Raw genomic sequence first — 24,623 nt, forward strand, 5'->3', positions numbered from 1 at the left:
ATGACGCTTGTGCGATCTGACGTCGTTTCGCCTCCTTCCCAGCCCATATAGGTTCTTCCCATGCACTTTTCTTATGGGTTCACCCGGTATTGGTATTTCCGCAGCTCTACGAACGCCGCCTAGATTTCATAGATCAGAAGAGTTCGCGAAGAGTCCGAAAGGGATCGAATGCCAGCCCAATCCGGGTCCCTTCGGGGCTCGTCAGCCACCGGCAGGTACACCTACCGGGCCAACGTTCCAGCACGGCCCCAAGCCTCGGCCAAAGGGGAGCGTGCCAAACTCACGCACGCCCTCGCGGCGCATAGGCAACTCCTGTCCCATGCGTCGAGCGCCATCCGGACATTGACCGCTGCCCGGAACGAGATGATCGCCCAAGCACTGGAAGATGGGCTCACCCTGGCCACAATTTCCGCAGTGATCGGCGAAAACATTCGGGCCGTCCGGACCATTGGTTTGGCTTATGACGACCTCCACCCGAGCGGGCTTCCGAGCGGCGCGCAGGTGGATGCACTGAGGGCGAAAAGCGACCAACTCAAAGCAGCCGAAAGGCACCGCGACCAGATCACTGAACAGCGGGAGGCGTTGATTGTCAGGGCGCTCCGCACCCAAGCCTGCGATGACCTTGAACTTGCCTCGCTTACCGGCCTCACGCCCGACCACATCCGCAGGTCAACGCGGGGCATCGCGCGTCCAGCCTAGTCTCCGCAGGCCAGCCCAGACCGCCCCTCTAACCCTTAATTGCCTCTTTCTTTGCCGGAGGCGTCCTGCAGCTAAACAGTTCCTGCGTTCCTGTTTTCCTGGCGATGAGCACCGTCAATGCGCGGGCTGACGTTGAAATCGGTTCAAAATGTTGGATCGATCGCGCACCAACGTTCCAGATGCGCTTCAAGCTCAGCACACGGTCGTGCTCATCCGTGGCAACCAAGGGCGGACTTCCCTGCCCTGCTACGGGCCTGAGTTTCCAGCACAGACTGACTACTGTCGCGTGCTCCCAGAATTCCACGGCAGTCACGAAGAATTCGCGCCCCTCATCATCTCGGAACAGCCCGGACTGCGGGACGTAAACCGCCCGAAGATCGTACTCCGGCCGGCCTGAACGCCTTGCAGCCGGCGGTTGGGCAGGGGCTGCAGTTTGTTGAGGATTGACATCTGGTTGCGCGACCACGGCATGCTCCATTGAAATTGCGGACGGCCCCTCGACCGCCCTCCGAGCGTCCTCGGGATATCCAATGTAGCTCCGTCCAAGGACCTCCGGAAGAGTGCCGACTACCTACTTGCAATATCGCGGACGGCTGCGGAGTGAATGAGACCTGCGCGGCATCGGACCGGCGAGCCGCCTGGGAAAATGTTCAGTAGCTCGCGGGCGCTCCGCCTGATCCGTCGAGGGGTGTACCGCCGTCGGGCGTTGCTGGAATGTACTTGTCCGCGAGCGCTTCCGTGCCGCGCGCCAGCACCGCGACGTCGGCGCCGACCAGCACGAACGACGCACCGGCGGCCATATACGCACGCGCTGTGGCCTCGTTGAAGGCGTTAACGCCTCCCGGTTTGCCCGCGGTCTTCGCCGCAGCAAGGCAGTGCTCGACGGCGGCGCGCACCTTCAGGTGTTCCTGCTGTCCCAGCAGGCCCATGGAAGCCGCGAGGTCGGAGGGGCCGACGAAGATGGCGTCGACGCCGTCGACCGCCAGAATGTCCTCTACGGCCGCGACGGCGGCCTCGGTTTCGATCTGGACCGTCACGCTGATCGTCTCCGAGGCCCGGGCGAGGTAGTCCGGGATGCGGTTCCAGCGCGAGGCACGGGCCAGGGCCGAGCCGACGCCCCGGACCCCGTGCGGCGGGTAGCGAACAGCGGCGACCGCGGCCTTTGCTTCCGCGGCGGAGTTGACCATGGGGATGAGCAGGTTCTGCACTCCCAGGTCCAGGTATTGCTTGAGGAGCACGGTGTCGTTGGCCGGAGGGCGGACGACGGCCTGGACGGGGTAGCCGCGGACTGCCTGGAGCTGGGCGAGGATGGATTCAAGGCCGTTGGGGCTGTGTTCGGCGTCGATCAGGAGCCAGTCCAGGCCGGCCCCGGCGCATAGTTCGGCGATGAGCGGGCTGCCGGAGCACACCCACATACCGGCGAGTGGCCGGTCCGCGGCGGCCAAGGCTTCGCGGAAGGTGCGGTCTGGTTCTACTCGAACCGGCATGTGACAACTCCCAAGGGTCCATAGTCGGCGTGGACGGTATCCCCTTTGTACACCCAGAGCGGGCGGGTGAAGGAGCCGGCAAGGATGATCTCGCCGGCCTTCAGCCCGTCGCCGTGCGGGGCGATCTTGTTGGCGAGCCAGTGCACGCCGTTCGCGGGGTGGTCCAGGACGCCGGCAGCGACGCCGGTTTCCTCCACGGTCTGGTTCTTGTAGAGGATCGCCGATACCCAGCGGAGGTCGACGGCGTCGGGGCGGACCGGGCGGCCGCCGACCACCATGGCACCCATCGCGGCATTGTCCGAGATGGTGTCCACGATGGTCCGGCCCTCCATCTCGATCCTGGAATCCAGGATCTCCAGGGCCGGAACCACATAGTCGGTGGCGTTCAGGACGTCGAAGATAGTGCACCCCGGCCCGGCGAGGTCCTTCTTGAGCACGAAGGCCAGCTCCACCTCCACTCTTGGGTGGGTGTACTGGTCCCACGGCACGGAGCAGCCCGTTTCCAGGACCATGTCGTCAAAGATGGCGCCGTAATCCGGTTCCGTGATGCCAGTGGCGGCCTGCATGGCCTTCGACGTCAGCCCGATCTTGCGGCCTACCAGCGTCCGTCCGGCCTCCTCGTTCCTGCGGCGCCACAACTGCTGCACCGCGTAGGAATCCTCCACCGTCATGTCCGGGTAGCGGGCAGTCAGGCGCGGAACCGGGGTCCGGGACCGGCCGGCCTCCAGCAGTTCGTCCGCAATGGTTTCTATCGTCTTCGGGTCAAGCATCTCCACGCTCCGTTCGGGCATCCTGCGGTCAGCATACGTTTAGCGCTGCGAGCCTAGAGCTGGGAGCCGACTTTGAAGCCTTTCTTTTCTCCGGCGGGGCCGTCCTCGGGCTGGCGGGTGTAGGAGAAGCCGTCGGCGCCGACGGTGACCGCCATTTCGCTTTTTTCCTCGCGGATGATGACGGGCTGGGGGTTGCCGTCCAGGTCCAGGACGAGGGAGGCTTCGGTGTACCAGGAGGGGACGACGGGGTTGCCCCACCAGTCCCGGCGCTGGTTGTCGTGGACGTCCCAGGTGACAGTGGGGTTGTCCGGGTCTCCGGTGTAGTAGTCCTGGGTGTAGATCTCGATGCGGTGCCCATCCGGGTCCAGGATGTACAGGTAGAACGCGTTGGACACGCCGTGCCGGCCGGGGCCGCGTTCGATCCGGTCGCTGATGCGCAGGGCGCCCATCTTGTCGCAGATCTGGATGATGTTGTGTTTCTCGTGCGTGGAGAACGCGATGTGGTGCAGGCGGGGGCCGTTTCCGCCGGTCAGGGCGGTGTCGTGCACGGTCTGCTTGCGGTGCATCCACGCGGCGTAAGTGACGCCGTCGGAATCCTTGATGTCCTCCGAGACCCGGAAGCCGAGGTCCTCGAGGTACTTCCGGCCCCGGGGCACGTCGGGAGTGACCTGGTTGAAGTGGTCCAGGCGGACCAGTTCCCCGGCGGAGTACAGGTCGTAGCGCTGGGTGAGGCGCTCGACGTGCTTCACGTCGTAGAAGAACTCGTAGGGGAAGCCCAGCGGATCCTCCACGCGGACGGAGTCGCCGACGCCCTTGGTGAAGCCTTCCTTGCGGCGCTCAACCCGGCAGCCGAGCTCCTTGTAGTAGGCCTCGGCGGCGTCCACCTCGGCCGAGGACTTCACCCGGTAGGCAAACGCCGCGGCCGCGGCGACCGGTCCCTTGCGCAGGACCAGGTTGTGGTGGATGAACTCCTCGAAGGAGCGCAGGTAGATGGTGTCCTCGTCTTCCTCGGTGACGTGCAGGCCGAGCAGGTCCACGTAGAACTCGCGGGACTTGGCGAGGTCCGTGACGACGAGTTCGAGGTAGGCGCAGCGGACAATGTCCGGTGCCGGGACGGTGGGCGTGGGGACGAAGTTGGTCATGGGGTTCTCTCTTCTTTGAGGAGGATGCAAGCGCGCTCAGGCGCCGAATTTGGGCGTATGAACAGCGCCGAGGGTGATGTGCACGGCCTGCTGGTCGGTGTAGAAATCGATGGAGCGGTAGCCACCCTCGTGGCCCAGGCCTGAGGCCTTGACGCCACCGAAGGGGGTGCGGAGATCGCGGACGTTGTGGCTGTTGAGCCAGACCATGCCGGCCTCGACGTTCTGGGCGAAGTTGTGGGCGCGGGTCAGGTTCTGGGTCCAGATGTAGGCCGCCAGGCCGTATTTGGTGTTGTTCGCGAGGGCGAGGGCTTCGTCGTCGTTCTCGAACGGAGTGATCGCGACGACGGGCCCGAAGATTTCCTCCTGGAAGATCCTCGCATCGGGCGCGACGTCGGCGAACACTGTGGGAGCGATGTAGTTGCTGTTGTTGAGCCCCGCGGGCAGGTGTTCCGGGCGTCCGCCGCCGGCCAGCAGCCGGCCTTCGGCCTTGCCGATCTCCACGTAGGAGGCCACCTTGGCGTAGTGCTCGGGGTGGACGAGGGCTCCGACCTGGGTCTTGGGGTCGTGCGGGTCCCCGACCACGATGTTCTTCGCGCGGGCCGCGTACTTTTCGCAGAACTCGTCGTAGATTGCGCGTTCGACGAGGATGCGCGAGCCGGCCGTGCAGCGTTCCCCGTTGAGGGAGAAAACGCCGAACAGGGCCGAATCGATCGCGGCGTCCAGGTCGGCGTCGGCGAACACCACGCACGGGGACTTCCCTCCGAGCTCCATCGAGAGGCCCTTGAGGTTCGCGGCCGCGTTGCGGAAGATCGTCTGGCCCGTGGTGGTCTCCCCGGTGAAGGAGATCAGCGGCACGTCCGGGTGCTTGACGAGGGCGTCGCCGGCTTCCTCGCCGAGGCCGTTGACCAGGTTGAACACTCCGTCGGGCAGGCCCGCGTCTTTGAAGATCTGGGCCCAGAGCGAGGCCGAGAGCGGGGTGAACTCGGCCGGCTTCAGCACCACGGTGTTACCGGTGGCAAGGGCCGGGGCGAGCTTCCAGGATTCGAGCATGAATGGGGTGTTCCACGGGGTGATCAGCCCCGCGACGCCGATCGGCTTGCGGTTCACGTAGTTGATCTGCGAACCCGGGACCTTCATGGCATCGTCGAACTGGGCCACGATCAGGTCCGCGAAGAAGCGGAAGTTCTCCGCCGCGCGCAGCGCCTGGCCCTTCGCCTGGGTGATCGGCAGGCCGGTGTCGAAGGTCTCGAGCTCGGCGAGGCGCTCTTCCTGGGCCTCGACGGCGTCGGCGATCTTGTTCAGGACACCGGCGCGTTCGCGTGGCTTCATCTTCGGCCACGGGCCATTCACGAAGGCTTCGCGGGCCGCGGCGACGGCGAGGTCGATGTCTTCCTTCTGCCCGGCCGCGGCGGTGGCGTAGTTGCCGTTGGATACCGGGTCCAGGACGTCGAAGGTCTTCCCGCTGACGGAGTCAACGAACCGGCCGTTGATGAAGTGCTGGATGTGGTTGGGAAGGTCCTTCGGGACGTAGTGGGTGGTGGTTTCTGGTGCAGTGAACGTCATTACTTTTCCTTTACTTTGGCAACGCGGGGTCACTTACGGCCCATGTTGTGCCGTTTAATGGGCGCTAAGTGACCCCGCGTTGCTTTGTGCGAGGTATGCGTCGAGGGTGGCGGCGCGGTGCCGGCGTGCGGCTTGTTCGATGGTGTCGGCGTCGGCGTTGCTTTCAATGAGTTGCAGCAGCGCCTCATGTTCGTCCACGGATTCATGCGCGCGCCCGGGGACGAAGCGGAACGTCGAGGCCCTGATCGAGGCGAGCCGGTTCCAGCCCCGGTGCACCAGGTCCAGGATGTGCGGATTCGGGCAGTGTTCAAAGAGCACGCTGTGGAAATCCTGGTTCAGCGCCGTGAAGCGGACCGGATCGAAATGCTCCAGGCAGTCGCGCATCTCCGCATTGACTGCACGGGCCCGGGCAATCGCCACAGAATCGATCAGCGGTGCCGACAACGCCGTCGCGGCTCCTTCGATGATGCTCAGGGTCTGCATCGTGTACAGGTACTCGGTGGGGTCGATCCCGGAGACCGTGGCGCCGACGTTGCGCTCGAATTTCACGAGCCCCTCGGCCTCCAGGCGGCGGATGGCTTCACGGACCGGGACCACGCTGACGCCGAGGTCCTCGGCGATCTTGGCCAGCACCAGCCGGTATCCGGGCGAGTAAGTGCCGTCCACGATGCGTGCCTTGACGGCGGCATAAGCTTGCTCGGATTTGCTTCCGGTCTTCTCGCCCGAGGCGAGGCCGCTTACGGCGGTTTCAGTCACCTTGGGCTCCTTCCCACTCTTCGTAGCGGGCACGCCACTGCGCGTTCATCGGGTAGAGCCCATCCACGCTGTTGCCCCGCTTGACCATCTCGAAGATGAAGGCCTCTTCCTGCTCCTGTTCGATGCACTCGTCCACAAGTTCCTCGGCGATGGCCGGCGGAATCACCAGGATGCCGTCCGAGTCGGCGACGATGATGTCGCCGGGCTGAACGGTGGCTCCGCCGCAGGCGATGGTGATGTCCGTGTCCCAGGGGATGTGCCGGCGACCCAGCACGGCGGGGTGCGGGTTGGCGAAGTAGGTGGGCATGTCCAGTCCTGCCACCGCCGAGTAGTCGCGGACGCCGCCGTCGGTGATGATCGCCGCCGCGCCGCGCATCTGGGCACGGAGCGCGAGGATGTCCCCCACCGTCCCCGTGCCCTTTTCGCCCCGGGCCTCCATCACCAGGATTTCACCCTCGTTGACGGAATCGATGGCCCGCTTCTGCGCGTTGAAACCGCCACCGTGGGTCTTGAACAGGTCCTCGCGGTTGGGAACATAGCGCAAGGTCCGGGCGAGGCCGACGACGCGGCGGTCCGGGCGGGTGGCCTGCAGTCCGTCGATGCTCACGTTGTTCAGCCCGCGCTTGCGCAGCTGGCTGGACAGCGTGGCGGTGGCGACGCTTTCGAGTTTCTTCTTCAGCTCCGGACTCAGGACCGGCGCCGGATTTTCCAGCGGCGCCAGGCCCGCCGCTTCCCGCGAACCGTACGCTTCCTCCCGCTGCGTGTCATCAGACTTGGGCCGGGCACCGAAATCCGCGAACGGCGTCGTACCTTCCGTCACTTTGGTGGCCAGGCGGCCGCTGCTGAAGTCGCGGGCGGTGACCTCAACCTCGACGACGTCGCCGGGTTGGGCAACGGAGGCGCCGGCCGGGGTGCCGGTCAGGATGATGTCTCCGGTTTCGAGGGTGAGTAGCTGGGACAGATCGGCGACGAGGCGCGCGAAGGGGAACAGCAGCTCTTCGGTGGTGTCGTCTTGGACGAGTTCGCCGTTGTGCCAGGTGCGGATGCGCATTTGGGAGGGGTCGACGTCGGCGGCCGGGATCAGCGCGGGGCCCACCGGTGTGAAACCGTCGCCGCCCTTGGACCGGAGGTTTGAGCCCTTGTCCGCGTGGCGGAGATCGTAGACGCCAAGGTCGTTGCTGGCAGTCACCCATTCGACATGGCTCCACGCGTCCTCGAGGCTCACGCGGCGGGCGGGCTTGCCGATGATCAGCGCGATCTCGCCCTCGTACCCGAGAAGTTCACAGCCGGCCGGACGCTCCACGGTCGAGCCGCTGAGAGCCAGTGACGAGGAAGGCTTGAGGAAATACGACGGCTGTTCCGGGGTGCGGCCGCGCTGGGCAGCCCTGCTGGGGTAGTTGATATGCACCGCGATGACCTTGCGGGCCGCGGCCAGGGTGTGGTCGGTGACCTGTTCCAAGATTGTCTCCTCATCGAGTACGAAATCGTATACGATAACTATGGTCGGGGAACTTCGCGGCGTCAACCCCCTGTTTTCGGGGAGTTTTCAGGAGCCCTTGTAACCCTCGTCATATCTACCGTACAGTTTTGAACCAGAAAATGGTTTCGATTATTGAACATCAAATTCTAATATCGAACACCTAGAACGGCTAAGACCGCCACACAACGAAGTGAGGAATGCCCGTGCAGTTCCACCACCACGGTTATGTATCCGGTGATCCGAGAGTCCAGCCGGCCGCCGGCGTCGGCATCAACAGACCCACGGACCTTCCCGACGAGGTCGACGTGCTCATCGTGGGCAGCGGGCCGGCCGGCATGCTCGCCGCCGCGCAGCTGTCCCAGTTCCCGGGCGTCACAACCCGGATCGTGGAGCGCCGCAGCGGAAGGCTTGCGATCGGCCAAGCCGACGGCATCCAGGCCCGCAGTGTCGAGACCTTTCAGGCCTTCGGCTTCGCCGAGCGGATCATCGCCGAGGCGTACCGGATCACCGAGATGGCGTTCTGGAAGCCGGATCCCGCGGACCCCTCGCGCATCGTCCGGACCGCCCGCGCCCTTGACGATCCGACCGGAGACATCAGCGAATTCCCGCACCTCATCGTCAACCAGGCGCGCGTGCTGGACTACTTCGCCGAATTCATGGCGAACTCCCCTACCCGTATGACTCCCGACTACGGATACGAGTTCCGCGGCCTCGAGGTCACCGGTGAGGGCGAATACCCCGTCACGGTTACCCTCCTCCACACCGCCGGACCCAACGAAGGCCAGGAGCGTACTGTCCGGGCCAAGTACGTCGTCGGCGCGGATGGCGCCCGGAGCAAGGTGCGGGAGTCGATCGGCTGCACCCTCGCCGGCGACCAGGCCAACCACGCCTGGGGCGTCATGGATGTCCTCGCCGTCACGGACTTCCCCGACATCCGCACGAAGTGCGCCATCCAATCCGGCACGGGCGGCAGCATCCTGCTGATCCCCCGCGAAGGCGGCCACCTCTTCCGCATGTACGTCGACCTCGGCGAGGTGGACCGGAGCGACAACCGCTCCGTGCGCAGCACCACCATCGAGGAAATCATCGCCAAAGCCAACGACATCCTCCACCCCTACACTCTCGATGTGCGAAACGTCGCCTGGCACAGCGTCTACGAAGTGGGCCACCGCCTCACAGACCGGTTCGACGACGTCCTGCCGGACGAGCGTGGCACCCGCACGCCACGCGTTTTCATCACAGGCGATGCCTGCCACACCCACAGTGCGAAGGCCGGCCAAGGCATGAATGTCTCCATGCAGGACGGCTTCAACCTCGCCTGGAAGCTCGGTCACGTACTCGAGGGCCGCAGTCCGGAGAGCCTCCTGTCCACGTACTCGGCCGAGCGCCAAGTGGTTGCTAAGAACCTCATCGACTTCGACAAAGAGTGGTCCACGCTCATGGCGAAGAAGCCCGAGGACTTTGAGGACCCCACCGAGCTGGAGAACTTCTACGTGAGTACGGCAGAGTTCCCGGCCGGTTTCATGACCCACTACGCCCCCTCGCCGCTCATCGCCGGGCCCACACACCAAGGTTTGGCGACGGGATACACCATCGGCAAGCGTTTCAAATCCGCGCCCGTGGTGCGGGTCTGCGACACCAACCCGGTCCAGCTCGGCCACCAGGCCAAGGCGGACGGACGATGGCGCATCTACGTCTTCGCGGACGCGGCGGGGGCCGGAACGGCACAAGGGGGAACGTCGCCCGTCGTCGACTTTGCCGAGTGGATCGCGAACTCGCCGGACTCGCCGCTGGCCGCAACGCCGTCAGGCGCTGACCGTGACGCGTGGTTCGACGTGAAGGTGATTTACCAGCAGGAGCACACGAGCGTCGATATCGGGGCCGTGCCGGAAGTGTTCAAGCCGCAGGTGGGGCCGTTCAAGCTCACCTACCTTGAGAACGTCTACGGAACGGATCCTTCGGCGGATATCTTCGCGCTGCGCGGCCTGGACCGCGGCGGCGTCGTGGTAGTGGTGCGCCCGGACCAGTACGTGGCGAACGTCTTGCCCTTGACCGCGACGGCGGAACTCGCCGCGTTCTTCGCGCCCCTCCTGCGATCGGGACGGACCGCGGGAGTGTGAGCTGTTGGCGCGTCCTGGCGCGCGGGACACCGGGAGGGTTCATTCTGTCGGTGGCCCGTCGTAGGGTACCGGCATGGACATCATCATGGTTCCCGGATTCTGGTTGGACGCCTCATCGTGGTCGGAGGTCACGCCGCCGCTCGTTGCTGCGGGACACACCGTCCACCCACTCACACTGCCTGGGCTGGAGGCCGTTGACGCCCCACGGTCCGGAATCGGCCTCAGGGATCACATCGACGCCGTAGTGGCGGCTGTCGACGCCGTCGACAATCCTGTTGTTCTAGTCGGCCACTCCGGCGGAGGTGCCATCATCCACGGCGCCGTCGACGCCCGCCCGGACCGCGTGGTCCGGGCGGTTTACGTGGATAGCGGCCCTCTCGGCGACGGCGGCGTCATCAACGACGAACTGCCGGTTGAGGGCGACGCCGTGCCCTTGCCGCCATGGGAGCTTTTCGAAATTGAGGACCTCGTGGACCTCAATGACGAGCTGCGGGCCGCCTTCCGCGCACGCGCCATCCCGGAGCCAAAGAACGTGGCCACCGATAAACAGCGGTTGCACGATGTTCGCCGGTACGCCGTCCCGGCCACCATCATCGCGTGCGAGTTCCCCTCCAGCCTGCTCGGCGAATGGATCGAATCCGGCCACCCCTTCGTGGCCGAGCTCGCGCGCATCAACGATGTCGAATTCATGGATCTGCCCACCGGACACTGGCCCCAGTTCACCAAGCCGACCGAACTCGGGGAAGCCATTCTCGCCGCGGTTGAGCGGACTGGTTAAGGGCTGTCCGGGTGCCTCAGGTCTTGAGGGGAACACCCCGGCTGATGTGCATCGCTGGACACAATCTAACCCGGGTTCATCGACGCGACTGGATCGTCAGGGTATCCTGACGATATGGCTGCGCATCGAGATCCTTGGCGTGAAGGCCGGGCAGTGTGGGAGAGCCTGCGCTCGTGGTTCGGCGATACCAACGACGCTCCCCTGGACCGTTCAGAAGCCCTGGAGGCACTTGGCGATGTCCGGAGGTTGCGGCATCTACTGGATCAAGCGGAGCTCGCGGCGGTTCGCGCGGCACGCCACCGCGGCTCATCGTGGGCGGAAATCGCCGTAGGTTTGGGGATTGCCCGACAATCGGCGTGGGAACGCTGGCGAGATCTTGACGAGGTGGTACCAACAAGTCCTAGCCGGCCGATCTCCGACCCCCAGACGATTCGCGAGGTGGAGGCTGCCGCGGCCGCGAAACTGGCCGCCCAAGCAGCCGGACGCAGGCGAAGGCAGCAGAACGTCGACGTACCGGATGTCGTGGGCTTTTCCCTCGAAGAGGCACGGGCCCTCCTGTGGGAGAGGAAGTTGGTCCCGGTCGGGCCCGATCCCGACGGCCTACCCCTAGAGGCGTCCGGTTGGCCCAGCGGCCTCGTCACCGATCAGAGCCCCGAAGCGGGGGCGAAAGTGCCCGCAGGTTCGTCGGTCACCCTTTGGCTGGGTCGAGGCGGCTCGGCGGGGGTCCGCGAGCCGCGGCGCCCCTCCCCAGGGCCGCGGAGCCTGCGGGCCATGCGCGAAGAACCTGCCGCCGACACGGCAAGCTGAGCGGTCTGGTGATTAGCTGCTCGTAGGGTGCTTGCGGTAGCTGTCCACCGTGACCTCAAGCGCTTCGTCCCAAGGTGTTGCCCTGACACCCAGCACCTTCTGCGTCTCCGTGGAGTCGATCACGAAGGGCGTCCTGAATTGGTAGCTTGAGGCTGAGATCTCGCGCAGGATGGGAACGACAGTACCGAGGGCTCTGAGTGACCACTCCGGGATCGAGGCGACCCGGCCTTTCACGCCCCAGCGCTCATTCACCTGCCGCACGATTTCCGAGCGCGGGACGGACGCACTCGGCACATGCCAAGCACGGCCCCATTCGCCTGTGTGGTCTCCGGCTGCGATCAGCGTCGCGGCGATATCGGGCAGGAAGCTCCAACTGTGCTCTAGCGCGGGGTCTCCAACGACGCGTGCCGTTTTGGAAGCCAACACTGGTTCGAAAAAGCCAGCACCGAGGTGCGTTGACATGCCGGCGGCCCCTGGGCCGAAGTAGTCGCTCGCGCGAACCTCGGCGGCCCGGAGTTCTCCGCGTTCGTGCGCGGCCAGCACCTTCTCCCAGCCCGACTTGCGCACAAGGCCCTTTTTCTCGGTCGTGGCGAGCGGTGAGTGCTCGGTCATCGGTCCTTCCGGGGAGCCGTAGGCATAGAGGTTGCCCATGAGCACAAGAGCGGCCCCGGAGTCACGGGCCGCCTTGATCACGGCGTCGAAGATCGGAGGCCAGTCGGCCACCCAGTCGGTGTAGTGCGGGTTGGTGCAAACGAAGATTGTGTCGGCTCCGTGTGCGGCCTGCGTGACGGCGGCCGGGTTGCCCGCGTCCAGCTTCACCGGAGCCGCACCAGGGACCGTAGTACCGCTGCGCGTGCCGAGTATGACCTGGTCTCCACGGGCGGTGAGCTGCCCCGCAAGCGTGCCGCCTACGAGTCCCGCGCCGAGGATGAGATGGCTTGCCACGATGGATATCTCCTGAGCTGTCCGGCCATGCGTTGCTGGGTGACACCGCACACCCTACAACACGACTGAGCCCATTACCCTTGACAAGTTTCAAAGGTGCATGAATGATACGAGCCTCACCAGCTTTGTCCCTTCCCTTGGACAGTGGCTGAATCGGTGTCCGGCGTCGTCGAAAGAGTGTATTGACAGTAATCGTGTGGGCGTGTTTTTCGGTCGGGTTGGTTGGGTTGCTCCTGAACTGGATGAGTGTCATCGGAACGCTGATAGTGCCGCGGCCGCTGCACAGCAACCTTTCGCGGGTGACCCATATGGCCACGGCGAAAATCTTCTTTGCCATCACAAAACCCGTAACCTCGTACGAAGTACGTGATCGGATCCTTGCCTGGCAGTCTCCAATGTCGCTGTTCGTCCGCTTGCTTGTTTGGGTGATCCTGTTCGACTTGTCGTTCAGCCTCCTGCTGCTTCCCTTCGTCGACGGTGACATCTGGCAAGCCGCAAGCGAAGCTGGCTCCGCGATGTTCACGCTCGGGTACGCTGCGCCGTCGAACGTTGGCAACACAGTGTTGGTATACGCGGCCGCGTACACCGGGTTGATCGTCATCGCCTTGCAGATTGGCTACCTGCCAACGCTTTATGCGGCCTTCAACAGGCGTGAGGCGGAAGTCACTCTTCTGGTGTCGAGAGCCGGCTCACCGTCGTGGGGACCTGAGCTTCTGGTGCGCACACGGTTTGGCATGGCCGCTCAAAACAGCACCAGCGAGCTTAGCGATCTCTACCGCATCTGGGAGCGGTGGGCCGCTGATGTGGCCGAATCACACAGCACTTACCTCACCTTGGTGTGGTTCCGTTCACCCGCTCCGCAATCGAACTGGCTCAACTCCCTCCTCAGCGTGATGGACGCGGCTGCGTTGCAACTTTCGTTGAGTCCGGGGTCTGCACCGAGTACCCGGGCGCGGCTGGTTCTTCGGATGGGGTTCACTTGCCTGAACCAAGTGGCGCGGGCCATTCGTATCCCTGTAGACGAAGACCCCGATCCCGATTCCCCACTCGACGTGACTTTCGAAGACTTCCAAGCGGCAGTGGAACTCCTGCGAACCGTCGACTACCCGGTTGAAGTGACAGCGGAGCAGGCCTGGCCCCATTTCAGGGGCTGGCGCGTCAACTACGAAAAGGTAGCGTACGCCCTCGCCTACGCAATCGACGCCCCGCCTTCAATGTGGAGTGGCCCGCGGCGATTCCCGTCAGAACCGACAATGCCGCACCGGCCGAAGAACCGTACTTCAAAGGAAGTAAAGCCAGACGATCCGCAAATGCTTGGCCAGCGGAGGACACGCTGAAGATTGACCAACATAGAAAAGGAGAAGCATCATGCCCATGATCGACGTATATGCCACCACCGGAACCTTTGCAGACAAGCACCAGCTCGCGGTTGACCTGGCATCGACTGTGATGCGGGTGGAGCAGGTTCCGGACATTCCGATGTTCCGAAAGAACACGGCAGCATTCATCCATGAACTCCCGGAAGGGGACCTGTCGAATGTCGACGGCGACGGCGGCTACGTGCGGGTCCAGGTGCTCACTAACGCGGGCGCATTGGACCGCGACAAGCAGCTCGTCTTGGTCGAACAGCTGACCGCCCTCATCGCGGCGGCCGCGGCAGACCCGACGCTACCCGAACGCACCTGGGTTCTGCTCACGGAAGCCCCCGACGGCGGTTGGGGCCTCAACGGCCACGCCAACACCAATAATGAGCTCATCGAGGCCGCGCGTGCACAGATCGCTTCTCTCCAGGCACAACCCCCGCAGGCCTGAACTTCGCTCAGAGCGACGGATACCTTCTGAGACCCAGCACGCCCCCGGCTGCGATCAGTGCTCCGCCAAAGGCCAAAAGTAATCCCGCCACAGACAAGGTCGGCGCTACGGGCTGGCCGTCCCGGGCAGGGCCGCCGGGGTCAAACCTGGGGCCTGCCGCCGGCGCTGAATTCTGAGCCGAAGGAGCAAGAGGAGTGGCGATCGGCGACGGCGCCGCGGACCCTGTCGCAGCTGGTGGCGCGGTCTTGCTCGGGTCCTGCTCCACAGTCGCCACCGGCGACGGGGGCGAGGCCCCACCAACCGGAAGCGTAGCTCCCGGATCCGGTTGGGGTTGCGGTTGTACCGGTGGACTGGGCGAACTTGGCGGTGTGGGTTTGCCGGACGGCCGGGGAGTCGGGGAGCTATTTGGCGAGCACATGCCGACCAGTCCAAGAAGGTCCGGCGAATCGCAGGGCGCGGCCACTGCGGTCCCTGCCGGTGCAAGTGCGATCAGGCACAAAGCGAAAGGAATCGCGACAAGGGCAGCTGGAACCTTCCTGCGAGTCATGGCTTCGACTCTACCTACTGAGCGGCAACTTGGGAGACAGGTGAGGCCTGGCCGAGCCACAAGGCCAGCACACCAAAGATCACGGCCGTATCGACGGCCGCTTGGAAGTCCGAGGATTCTCAGGGCGTGATTGGCCCTTGCAGGACACGGAGCGCAAGGGAAGCATCCCCCTCGATGGCGGCGGTGTCTGTGAGGTCTGAACGTCCCCAGAGACCGAGATACATGCTGCGCAGAGGTGCGGTAATCGAGGCCGCGACGGACCCTGTACCAATGGTCCAACTGCCGGATCCTGGGACGTTGAAGGTCACGGCCGCTTCCGGTTGCGGCATCCGCCCCAGCCGCAACTGGCGCGGGGTGAACATTTCCAAGACCTCGCCGATTCCATCGAACATGAAGTCCTGGCTAAAGGCGGGGGCCTCCATATCTGATGCCATGCGGGCGTCGACAAGGTGGATCGCGTGCTCGTGTGCCTGGCGCCTGAGCCAGAATCCGGACTCGCGGGGAGGGGGCCCGAAAGTCCAGCACTCTTTCCCGGGATCAATACTCGCCATTGTCTCAAGGAACGAGTTCGTCCCCTCGAGGAACCACTCTGAAGCGCCGGCGGACGGGGCAGGAGGTTCCTCGACGAACTTTCCCCCAAGAACAATCTCCGCAGCCCATCGTTCGATCGAGCCGAGGTGTCCGAAAAGTCCGTCCAGAGTCCACGCCGGACATGCGGGAACCAAATGGGCAAGCTTCTCTTCAGGTTGTCTGGCAAGGATGCGTAGCTGATCGACGCAGATAGACAGCTCGGCAAGGTAGAGATCGGGCGACATGGGTTGAGCATAGACTGCCGCCGGACTCATGGCATGAACCGGTACCCGATCCCTACCTCGGTGATCAGGTGGCGAGGGTTCCCGGGCTCCGGTTCCAGTTTCCGGCGGAGCTGGGCCATGTACACGCGCAGGTAGTTGGCTTCCTTGGCGTACGCCGGCCCCCAGACCTCGCCGAGGAGCTGTTGCTGGGTAATCAGCTTCTCCGGGTTCCGCACGAAGAGATCCAACGAAATGCGGGCCAAATCCACCCAGAAGTTCCCCAGCCTGTCCGTCCTGGTTCGGGCGATACCGCGGATCAGGGCGACCACCACCACGATTCCGACGGCGGCCGAGAGGAAGTTCTGCACCGCCAGCAGGCACATCTGCACGAAGATCCCCACCGTGGCTTCCGGGATATACGTCTGCCAGTTGGTGTTGGTGGCATTCATCCTCGCCCCGTTTGCGGGGCTGCTGCCAGTCAACTCCTTGGCATGCAGCGAAAAGCGGTTCCTAACGGTTCCTTAACGGGGCCACGGCTTATCTTGATGGCTTCTTAATAGCTGCGACGAGCTCAGTGCCGGACGGCTCGAACTGACGCTGTGGGCCTTCGCCTGTACCGATGCTCGCTTCCGGTCATGGACGTTAAGGATTCGTCAAGATCGGCACCGCTTACGGTGAAACCTTGGCGGGCGGTGCTACTTTCAGCAAAGATCGCGGTGCTGCGCGTCGCGCGGAAAGGACACCATGACTACCTTGAGCAGGCCGCCGGCTGATCCCTCGGCACCACGCCCCGGGGGCATGGCCTCCTTGCGGACATGGCTGCTTTTCGGACTGCAGGACTCCAAAGGAACGCACCAAGGCCCCGGTGCAGTGGGCGATGCCCATCTGAAGAAGCACTCGTGGTGGCAGGTCATGTGCCTCACCGGCGTCGACTATTTCTCCACCCTGGGCTACCAGCCGGCCATCGCAGCCCTGGCCGCCGGGGTGATTTCCCCCTTGGCCACCATCGTCTTGGTGGCCGTCACCTTGCTCGGCGCTTTGCCTGTCTACCATCGCGTGGCCGGGGAAAGCCACCGCGGCGAGGGATCCATCGCCATGCTGGAACGCCTGCTACCGCGCTGGGGTGGCAAGCTCCTTGTCCTTGTCCTCCTCGGATTCGCGGCTACGGACTTCATGATTACAATGACGCTTTCGGCTGCGGACGCCACCGCACACGCGATCGAGAACCCGCTGGCCCCGGGCTGGCTGCAGGGACAGAACATCCTGGTCACTCTGTTCCTGTTGGCTCTGCTGGCCGCCGTCTTCCTGCGCGGATTCAAAGAAGCCATCGGTGTGGCCGTCGTCCTCGTCATTGTCTATCTGAGCCTCAACGTCGTTGTCGTGTTCGCAACGTTAGTGGAGGTGTTTGCCCATCCGGTCGCAGTAGGCGACTGGTGGCATGCACTGTCGACCTCCCATGGGAACCCGCTTATGGTAGTCGGCATCGCGCTACTTGTGTTCCCCAAACTCGCCTTGGGCCTGTCCGGTTTCGAGACCGGCGTCGCCGTGATGCCCCAGATCCGGGGTTACGGATCCGACACCGAGGAAAACCCTGCCGGACGGATCAAGGGAACCCGCAGGCTGTTGACCACGGCAGCCGTCATCATGAGTTCGTTCCTGATCGCCACCAGCTTTACCACCGTTGTGCTGATTCCAGACCAGGAATTCCAGTCCGGGGGCCAGGCCAACGGCCGCGCCTTGGCATTCTTGGCGCACGAGTATCTCGGCGTCGGGTTCGGCACTGTGTACGACATCAGCACCATTGCGATCCTCTGGTTCGCGGGCGCTTCGGCCATGGCCGGGCTGCTGAACTTGGTCCCGCGGTATCTTCCACGCTATGGGATGGCACCGGGATGGGCCCGGGCGGTGCGCCCCCTGGTGTTGGTGTTCACCCTCATCGGGTTCCTGATCACCTTCCTTTTCAACGCCGACGTCGACGCCCAGGGTGGTGCGTATGCGACCGGTGTGCTGGTGCTGATGACTTCGGCAGCGGTGGCTGTGACCCTCTCCGCGCGCCGCTTGAGGCAGCGCAAGCGCACAGTCGGATTCGGCATCATCGCAGTGGTGTTTATTTACACCACAATTGCCAACATCTTCGAACGTCCCGAGGGCATCCGGATCGCCGCAATCTTCATTGTGGGCATCATCGTGATCTCCTTGCTCTCCCGTATTCGGCGCTCCTTTGAGCTGCACGCCACGCACGTCCATCTGGACCGCCAGGCGCTCGAATTCATGTCCACCAATCTGAGCGGGCCGATTGCGCTCATTGCCCACGAACCTCTCCGCCTCAGCGCAGAGGCCTACGAGGAAAAGCTCTCTTCAGCCATCGAAGTCAGTCACATTCCGGTCGACTACCAGGCGCTCTTCCTGGAAGTGATCGTGGACGATTCCTCCGACTTCGAAACCGCACTTGAAGTCCGCGGGGTGGTTCGGCACGGACACCAGATCCTCGAAGTCCACGGACCCGTGGTCCCCAACACCATCGCCTCAGTGCTGCTGCACATCCGGGACGTGACAGGCCTCATGCCACACATCTATTTCCGCTGGACCGAAGGCAACCCGGTCATCAATCTCCTGCGCTTCCTGTTCCTTGGCGAGGGAGAGATCGCCCCGGTAACCCGGGAAGTCCTGCGCGAAGCCGAACCCGATGTCACCCGACGCCCTTGGGTCCACGTCGGCTGACCGCGGCAACCACCTCCGGGGCCATTGCTCGAGCCGAAAGTGTTCCTTATTGCTTTTTAAGCAACAGATGTTTTCTAATACGGCTACGAACTGTGTAACTTGCCATTTATCGACCGGCTAGATTGTTTGAGTGCACAACCAATACCGCTGTTATCAGACTTAAGATGGGAATCAATTGTGATTCAACGCACACAATTTTGGCCTAATGCACACCCTCCGGCCGCCCCCCAATCTGAAAGACGGCGCTCTAGATGCACGCTGAACAGCAACTTTCTAAATCCCTAAAACCACGGCACTTGTCCATGATCGCCATCGCCGGCGTCATTGGCGCGGGGTTGTTCGTGGGTTCCGGAGCCGCAATCCAGCAGGCCGGCCCCGGCATCCTGCTGGCGTACATGGCCGCAGGCCTTGTGGTGATCCTCGTAATGCGAATGCTCGGTGAAATGGCCGCCGCCAACCCGGAGACGGGCTCGTTCTCCACATATGCGGACAAGGCGCTTGGCCGCTGGGCTGGATTCAGCATCGGATGGCTGTATGCCTGGTTCTGGATCATCGTTCTGGGCATCGAGGCCACAGCAGGGGCCGCGATCTTGCACCGCTGGGTTCCGGGCGTCGATCAGTGGCTATGGGCGCTAGTGCTCATGATGCTGCTGACACTTACGAACCTCGGCTCGGTAAAGTCCTTCGGCGAGTTCGAGTTCTGGTTTGCTTCGATCAAGGTCACCGCGATCGCCCTGTTCCTGCTCGCGGGCCTCGCGGCAATCCTTGGCTTCATGCCGGGCGTGCCAGCTCCGGGTGTCGCCAACTTGCTGGAAAACGGTGGTTTTCTGCCGAACGGGCCCGGCGCTGTCTTGGCCGGAATCCTCGTAGTCGTCTTCTCTTTCTTCGGCGCAGAAATCGCCACCATCGCAGCCGGTGAGTCTGCCGATCCCGTGGGCGCCGTCAAGAAAGCCGTCAAGTCCACCGTCTGGCGCATCCTGGTTTTCTACATCGGCTCGATCGCCATTGTGGTCACCCTCCTGCCCTGGAACAGTGCCAGTGTGGCAAAAAGCCCTTATGTGGCCGTCATTGAGCTGTACGGCATCCCGGGAGCCGGCACCATCATGGACATCGTGGTCCTCACCTCCGTATTGTCTTGCCTGAACTCCGGGCTCTACACCGCCAGCCGCATGCTCTTCTCCCTGTCCAAGCGCGGCGACGCCCCCAAGTCATGGGGCAGGATCTCCAAGCGCGGCGTCCCGGCCACGGCAGTGCTCGCATCCACAGTGGTTGGCTTCATCACCGTGGGCCTGAACTACATCGCCCCTGACACCGTGTTCCTGTTCCTCGTCAACACCTCGGGCGCGATTGCCCTCTTCGTGTGGCTCGTCATCTCCGCTTCCCAGTTGATCCTGCGCCGTCGCATGGGCGCCTCGGCTCAGGGCCTGAGCCTGAAGATGTGGTTTTTCCCCTACCTGACCTGGGTTGCGATCATCAGCATCGTGGCACTGCTAATAGGAATGGTGATCCTCGAGTCAACCCGGGAATCGCTCCTGCTCTCTGTGGTCCTGGCCGTTGTTGTGGTAGCAATTGGCCTATGGCGCTACCGCAAGGGTGTAGCAGTCCCGGCCACCAGCCCGGCGAACGGGGAGGTCGACGCCGTCACCCCAGCAGGCGTGCCGGTGCCGTAATGCCCTAAGATCCGCATTAAGGTTCCTGGGCCGACGAGCGGCCCAGGAACCTTCTATGTCTAAGCCGGCGGCGCCGTGGATTCGCGGACCACCAGGTGCGTGGCGAGTTCCACCCTGCGTGAATCCACCGCATCGCCTCGCATTTGCCGCAACACGAACCGCAAGGCGGCGCGGCCCATCTCCTGCAGCGGCTGGGACACGGACGTCAGAGGGGGCACCGATTCTTCCGCCTGGTAGGTGCCGTCAAAACCGACCACACTGATGTCCTCTGGGATGCGGATCTTTTGCCGACGCGCCTCGGCGAGCACCCCCAAAGCGATGCTGTCACTTGCGGCGAAGATCGCAGTTGGGCGCTCTTCAAGCTGAAGCAGGGTCTTCATTCCCGCCACACCGTTCTCCGACCGGAAAGGCCCTGACAGGATGTAGCGCTCTTCGACTGGCACACCCTTCGCCATCAGTGCGGCCATGTAGCCGTGAAGCCGCGCCTGGTTGCATTCCGCGGCTTCCGGCCCGCCCAGGTAGGCGATCCGCCGGTGACCCAGATCCAGCAAATGGGCCGTGGCAGCCTTGCCGCCCGCCCAGTTGCTGGCGCCCACGCTGACCACGTCACCTGGGGGCGGGTTGAGCGGGTCGATGACAACGATGGGTATGTGCCGCCGTCGAAATGGATCCAACTGGGCCGAGCTGAAGGCCGAAGTCACCACGATCATGCCGCTGCGCCCCTCGTCGATGATCCGCTGGGCCCGCTGCTCCGGGCTCAGTGTCGACCCACCTTGCTGGCCCGTGATGTTCAAGAGGACTTCGACGTCGGATGCGGCCGCGTGCTCCAGCACGCCATTGAGCACTTCCACGCCATACGCCGAGTTCAAGGTGTCGAGCACTACCTCCACCACGGGCCGCCGGCCAGCGATGTTTTTTCGCTGAAGCGGTGACTTGTACCCCGTCCGTTCCAAGGCAGTCAGAACCTTGGCGCGCGTACCGGCGGCAACGTCCTCGCGCCCGTTGACTACCTTCGAGACGGTCGGCATCGAGACGCCCGCCTCCCGCGCAATCGCGGCCAATGTTAACTTGGCCGGGCGTTCATTGCTGGCCATGACTCCCCTACTCTTTCGAAATATTTCGCTCACACAAGTCTGAGCGTCAACGCCAGCAGAGTCAATCATCATTTCGTAAAAGAGTTGAACTTTATGCCTGAAAGTCCTTGACGATGACTCAGGCCACAGCTAAATTTGCCTGACGGACCGAAAGTAATGTCGAAATATTTCGATAATTCCGCAAAGCGTACTCAGTGTCAGCGGCAGTGCAGCCTCATCCCTGAAGGCCGGACTCCCGAAACCAATAGCCGGGCGATCAGCGTCGAGCCCGGAGGACGAATGGAAATGCAAATGGTAAAACTCACGTTGCGTACAGCAGCGATCGCCGTCACTGCTGCGGCCGTGTCAATCTCCCTCGCTGCCTGTGGTTCCAGCGGACCGGCAGGTTCGGCGGGCAACGCCGATTCGACCACCATGTGGGGTCTCACGGGTGGTAACCAGCCCGTGCTCCAGAAGTCCATCGATGCTTGGAACAAAGCTCACCCGGATGAGGCCATCAAACTCGACTTCTTCGCGAACGACGCGTACAAGACCAAGGTCCGCACCGCCGTCGGCGCCGGCCAGGGACCCACCTTCATCTACGGGTGGGGCGGCGGAGTCCTGAAGTCCTACGTCGACTCCGGCCAGGTGGCCGACATGTCCGATTTCATCGCGTCAAACCCGGACGTCAAGAGCCGCTACCTTCCGTCCGTGCTCAAGAATGGCGTGATCAACGGCAAGACCTATGCCCTGCCGAACAACAACGTGCAGCCGGTCGTCCTGTATTACAACAAGGAAGTCTTCGACAAGATCGGCGCACAGGCCCCCAAGACCTGGGATGAGCTGATGGCGCTGGTGCCGAAGTTCAAAGCAGCCGGTATCGCCCCCTTCTCACTGGGTGGCCAATCCAAGTGGCCTGACCTGATGTGGCTCGAATACCTTGTTGAGCGCATAGGCGGACCCGACGTCTTCGCGAACATCGCCGCGAACAAGCCCGGCGCGTGGTCCGATCCCGCCGTCAAGGAAGCCCTGGGAAAGATCCAGGAACTGGTTGATGCCGGCGGATTCGTCAACGGCTTCTCCTCCATTGCTGCCGACAGCAACGCCGACCAGGCCCTCCTCTACACCGGCAAGGCCGCCATGATCCTGCAGGGCGGCTGGATCTACCAGGGCATGAAAAAGGACGCGGCGGAATTCGTCAAGAGCGGCAAGCTGGGCTACATCACGTTCCCAAGCGTTTCCGGAGGCAAGGGCGATCCGGCCAACGTAGTGGGCAACCCTTCCAACTTCTGGTCGATCTCCTCCAAGGCCACGGACGGCCAGAAGAAGGCTGCGCTCGACTACGTCAAGAGCGGAATGTTCACCGACGCGGACACCCAGGCCCTGATCGATTCCGGAGCCGTTCCCGTGACCACGGGCATCGAAAGCAAGCTGGCAGCATCGCCGGACAAGGACTTCCTGAGCTACGTGTACGGCATGGCCAAGAACGCCCCGAGCTTCACCCTCTCCTGGGACCAGGCCCTCAGCCCGGCACAGGGAGACGCCATGCTGGCAAACCTGGACCAGATCTTCCTGAAGAAGATCAGCCCCGATCAGTTCGTCTCAACCATGAACGCAACGATCGGAAAATAACCCATGTCCTTCTCTTCCGGTTCTTCCCGACGGGTCCTTGAAAAGGGCCCGTCGGGGTGGCTGGCCGCACCAGCCCTCGTGTTCTTCCTCCTGTTCGCCATCCTCCCGCTCCTTGGCGTGCTCTTCCTCAGCTTCACAAAATGGGACGGGCTGGGCGAAATCAAGCTGGACGGCTTGTCGAGCTGGACCACGGTCCTGACGGATCCCGTCACCGGCAATGCGCTTTGGGTCACCGCCAAGATCATGTTCTTCTCGTTCATCGTCCAGGCACCTATCAGCCTGCTGCTGGGCGTGTTCACGTCCGCTTCCCAGAAATACCGTGCAGCCCTCGCAGTCCTGTACTTCGTGCCGCTGCTGCTCTCCTCGGCCGCTGTCGCCATCGCCTACAAGGCCCTGCTGGACCCGAACTTCGGCCTCGGCCCGGGCTTGGGCCTTCCGTTCCTTGCCCAGGACTGGCTCGGCAACTCGGACCTGGTGCTGTTCGTCGTCGTCTTCGTCATCGCCTGGCAGTTCGTGCCGTTCCACACGCTCATCTACCAAGGCGGCGTGCGCCAGATCCCGGCGTCGCTCTACGAAGCGGCGCAAATCGACGGTGCAGGACGCATGCAGCAGTTCTTCGCCATCACCTTGCCCCAGTTGAAGTACACCATCATCACGTCCTCCACCCTCATGGTGGTCGGCTCGCTGGCCTATTTCGACCTGGTCTTTGTCCTCACCGGCGGCGGACCCGGGTACTCCACGCGACTGCTCCCGCTGCACATGTACTTGACGGGCTTCAAGGCCAACGACATGGGAGCCGCCAGCGCCCTGGGCGTCATCCTCGTGGTGATCGGCCTTGCGCTGGCCCTCATCCTGCAAAGACTCGGTGGCAAGAACCGCAACGCAAGCCAATTGGAAGGTGCCTGATGGCTTCGACAACCCAGCTTCCCGTAACTCCGGCAACCCGCACGGCCCCGAGCCAGAAGCATGGCCTCCGACCAAAAGGTGCCAAGGGGCCCGGGCGGCGCTTCCGTCCTAACTATCTGGGCGGCCTGGGCGGTTGGCTGTGGCTGGCGGTCATCATCGTTCCTATCTACTACGTAGTGGTCACCAGCCTGAAGAACCAGGCAGGCTTCTTCACCTCGAACCCGATGCTGCCGCCAAGCGAGCCGACGCTGGACAACTACAAGCTGGTGCTCGAGAACGACTTCGCGATGTACTTCGTCAACAGCCTGATCGTCACGGTGGGCAGCGTTGTGCCGGCGCTGCTGGTCTCGTTCATGGCCGCCTACGCGATTGTCCGCGGCAAGGGCCGCTTCCTGGCTTGGACCAATAACACGTTCCTCCTGGGCCTGGCGATTCCGCTCCACGCCACGATCATCCCCATCTACTGGATGATCACCAAGGCGCATCTCTACGACACCTTGTTGGCGCTGATCCTCCCGTCCATCGCCTTCGCCATTCCCATTTCGGTCCTCATCCTGAGCAACTTCATGCGGGATGTCCCCAACGAGTTGTTCGAGTCCATGCGGCTCGACGGCTGCTCGGACTGGGCCATGATGTGGCGACTCGCGCTGCCCATGACGCGTCCCGCCGTCGTAACTGTCGGTATCTACAACGCGCTCGGCGTCTGGAACGGCTTCCTCTTCCCGCTGATCCTGACCCAAAGCCCGTCCACCCGCGTGCTTCCGCTGTCCTTGTGGACCTTCCAAGGCGAATTCAGCGTCAACATCCCCGCCGTGCTGGCTTCCGTGGTGCTCGCCACCCTGCCACTGCTGGTGATCTACGTTGTGGCCCGCCGCCAACTGCTCAGCGGACTGACCGCCGGATTCAGCAAGTAGCTGTCCG

General features: G+C 63.5%; 21 protein-coding genes. 11 read left to right on the forward strand and 10 right to left on the reverse strand.

Going from position 1 to position 24,623, the window contains the following annotated elements:
* The first annotated feature begins 168 nt into the window (after positions 1-168).
* Positions 169-699: a hypothetical protein gene (locus LFT43_RS19580; protein ID WP_395799709.1), complete on the forward strand. Its 531-nt coding sequence runs from the start codon at positions 169-171 to the stop codon at positions 697-699.
* Positions 700-1,349: 650 nt separating this feature from the next.
* Here LFT43_RS19580 and LFT43_RS19585 read toward each other — a convergent pair.
* The 6 genes from LFT43_RS19585 to LFT43_RS19610 are packed head-to-tail and all read right to left on the reverse strand — an operon-like array spanning position 1,350 to position 7,876.
* Positions 1,350-2,186, reverse strand: a complete 837-nt coding sequence (locus LFT43_RS19585) for an HpcH/HpaI aldolase/citrate lyase family protein (protein WP_395799711.1) — start codon at positions 2,184-2,186, stop codon at positions 1,350-1,352.
* Positions 2,171-2,956: a 2-oxo-hept-4-ene-1,7-dioate hydratase gene (hpaH, locus tag LFT43_RS19590; protein ID WP_395799713.1), complete on the reverse strand. Its 786-nt coding sequence runs from the start codon at positions 2,954-2,956 to the stop codon at positions 2,171-2,173. The genes LFT43_RS19585 and hpaH overlap by 16 nt, the downstream gene beginning before the upstream one ends.
* A gap of 53 nt (positions 2,957-3,009) precedes the next feature.
* Complete coding sequence (hpaD, locus tag LFT43_RS19595; protein ID WP_395799715.1) at positions 3,010-4,098, reverse strand: 3,4-dihydroxyphenylacetate 2,3-dioxygenase; 1,089 nt, start codon at positions 4,096-4,098, stop codon at positions 3,010-3,012.
* Positions 4,099-4,134: 36 nt separating this feature from the next.
* Entirely contained in the window at positions 4,135-5,661 is a 1,527-nt protein-coding gene (hpaE, locus tag LFT43_RS19600; protein WP_395799717.1) for a 5-carboxymethyl-2-hydroxymuconate semialdehyde dehydrogenase, read from the reverse strand.
* Positions 5,662-5,715: 54 nt separating this feature from the next.
* Positions 5,716-6,417: a GntR family transcriptional regulator gene (locus LFT43_RS19605; RefSeq protein WP_395799719.1), complete on the reverse strand. Its 702-nt coding sequence runs from the start codon at positions 6,415-6,417 to the stop codon at positions 5,716-5,718.
* Entirely contained in the window at positions 6,410-7,876 is a 1,467-nt protein-coding gene (locus LFT43_RS19610; RefSeq protein ID WP_395799721.1) for a fumarylacetoacetate hydrolase family protein, read from the reverse strand. The genes LFT43_RS19605 and LFT43_RS19610 overlap by 8 nt, the downstream gene beginning before the upstream one ends.
* A gap of 224 nt (positions 7,877-8,100) precedes the next feature.
* Between LFT43_RS19610 and LFT43_RS19615 the strand changes: the two genes are divergently transcribed.
* From LFT43_RS19615 to LFT43_RS19625, 3 genes are all read left to right on the forward strand, one after another.
* Positions 8,101-10,017: an FAD-binding monooxygenase gene (locus LFT43_RS19615; protein WP_395799723.1), complete on the forward strand. Its 1,917-nt coding sequence runs from the start codon at positions 8,101-8,103 to the stop codon at positions 10,015-10,017.
* A gap of 73 nt (positions 10,018-10,090) precedes the next feature.
* Positions 10,091-10,795 (forward strand): alpha/beta fold hydrolase, encoded by a 705-nt coding sequence (locus LFT43_RS19620; RefSeq protein WP_395799725.1) that lies wholly within the window; start codon positions 10,091-10,093, stop codon positions 10,793-10,795.
* A gap of 114 nt (positions 10,796-10,909) precedes the next feature.
* Positions 10,910-11,602 (forward strand): PASTA domain-containing protein, encoded by a 693-nt coding sequence (locus tag LFT43_RS19625; protein WP_395799727.1) that lies wholly within the window; start codon positions 10,910-10,912, stop codon positions 11,600-11,602.
* 12 nt (positions 11,603-11,614) lie between these two features.
* Here the strand turns inward: LFT43_RS19625 and LFT43_RS19630 are convergent, their stop codons facing one another.
* Positions 11,615-12,547: an NAD-dependent epimerase/dehydratase family protein gene (locus LFT43_RS19630; RefSeq protein ID WP_395799729.1), complete on the reverse strand. Its 933-nt coding sequence runs from the start codon at positions 12,545-12,547 to the stop codon at positions 11,615-11,617.
* Positions 12,548-12,789: 242 nt separating this feature from the next.
* On the opposite strand from LFT43_RS19630, the gene LFT43_RS19635 reads away from it, so the two are divergent.
* The gene (locus LFT43_RS19635; RefSeq protein WP_395799731.1) at positions 12,790-13,884 is read left to right on the forward strand and encodes a hypothetical protein; all 1,095 of its coding nucleotides are present in this window, start codon (positions 12,790-12,792) and stop codon (positions 13,882-13,884) included.
* Between the two features lie 31 nt (positions 13,885-13,915).
* Entirely contained in the window at positions 13,916-14,359 is a 444-nt protein-coding gene (locus LFT43_RS19640) for a hypothetical protein (RefSeq protein ID WP_395799733.1), read from the forward strand.
* Positions 14,360-15,025: 666 nt separating this feature from the next.
* Here the strand turns inward: LFT43_RS19640 and LFT43_RS19645 are convergent.
* Entirely contained in the window at positions 15,026-15,721 is a 696-nt protein-coding gene (locus LFT43_RS19645) for a maleylpyruvate isomerase family mycothiol-dependent enzyme (RefSeq protein WP_395799735.1), read from the reverse strand.
* Positions 15,722-15,747: 26 nt separating this feature from the next.
* Positions 15,748-16,149, reverse strand: coding sequence for a potassium-transporting ATPase subunit KdpA (locus LFT43_RS19650; protein ID WP_395799737.1), 402 nt, complete (start codon positions 16,147-16,149; stop codon positions 15,748-15,750).
* Positions 16,150-16,444: 295 nt separating this feature from the next.
* On the opposite strand from LFT43_RS19650, the gene LFT43_RS19655 reads away from it, so the two are divergent.
* Both LFT43_RS19655 and LFT43_RS19660 read left to right on the forward strand, forming a co-directional pair.
* Positions 16,445-18,421, forward strand: a complete 1,977-nt coding sequence (locus LFT43_RS19655; protein WP_395799739.1) for an amino acid transporter — start codon at positions 16,445-16,447, stop codon at positions 18,419-18,421.
* Positions 18,422-18,672: 251 nt separating this feature from the next.
* On the forward strand, positions 18,673-20,091 hold the full coding sequence (locus LFT43_RS19660; protein ID WP_395799741.1) for an amino acid permease: 1,419 nt from the start codon (positions 18,673-18,675) through the stop codon (positions 20,089-20,091).
* 59 nt (positions 20,092-20,150) lie between these two features.
* On the opposite strand, the gene LFT43_RS19665 is transcribed toward LFT43_RS19660, so the two are convergent.
* Positions 20,151-21,185, reverse strand: a complete 1,035-nt coding sequence (locus LFT43_RS19665; RefSeq protein WP_395799743.1) for a LacI family DNA-binding transcriptional regulator — start codon at positions 21,183-21,185, stop codon at positions 20,151-20,153.
* 291 nt (positions 21,186-21,476) lie between these two features.
* Here LFT43_RS19665 and LFT43_RS19670 point away from each other — a divergent pair, with 291 nt between their 5' ends.
* The 3 genes from LFT43_RS19670 to LFT43_RS19680 are packed head-to-tail and all read left to right on the forward strand — an operon-like array spanning position 21,477 to position 24,616.
* Positions 21,477-22,796, forward strand: a complete 1,320-nt coding sequence (locus tag LFT43_RS19670) for an extracellular solute-binding protein (protein WP_395799745.1) — start codon at positions 21,477-21,479, stop codon at positions 22,794-22,796.
* Positions 22,797-22,799: 3 nt separating this feature from the next.
* The gene (locus LFT43_RS19675; RefSeq protein ID WP_395799748.1) at positions 22,800-23,702 is read left to right on the forward strand and encodes a carbohydrate ABC transporter permease; all 903 of its coding nucleotides are present in this window, start codon (positions 22,800-22,802) and stop codon (positions 23,700-23,702) included.
* Entirely contained in the window at positions 23,702-24,616 is a 915-nt protein-coding gene (locus LFT43_RS19680) for a carbohydrate ABC transporter permease (protein ID WP_395799750.1), read from the forward strand. The genes LFT43_RS19675 and LFT43_RS19680 overlap by 1 nt, the downstream gene beginning before the upstream one ends.
* The last annotated feature ends 7 nt before the right edge of the window (positions 24,617-24,623 follow it).

This window comes from Arthrobacter sp. FW306-04-A (genome assembly GCF_044358315.1).
Lineage (GTDB): Bacteria > Actinomycetota > Actinomycetes > Actinomycetales > Micrococcaceae > Arthrobacter.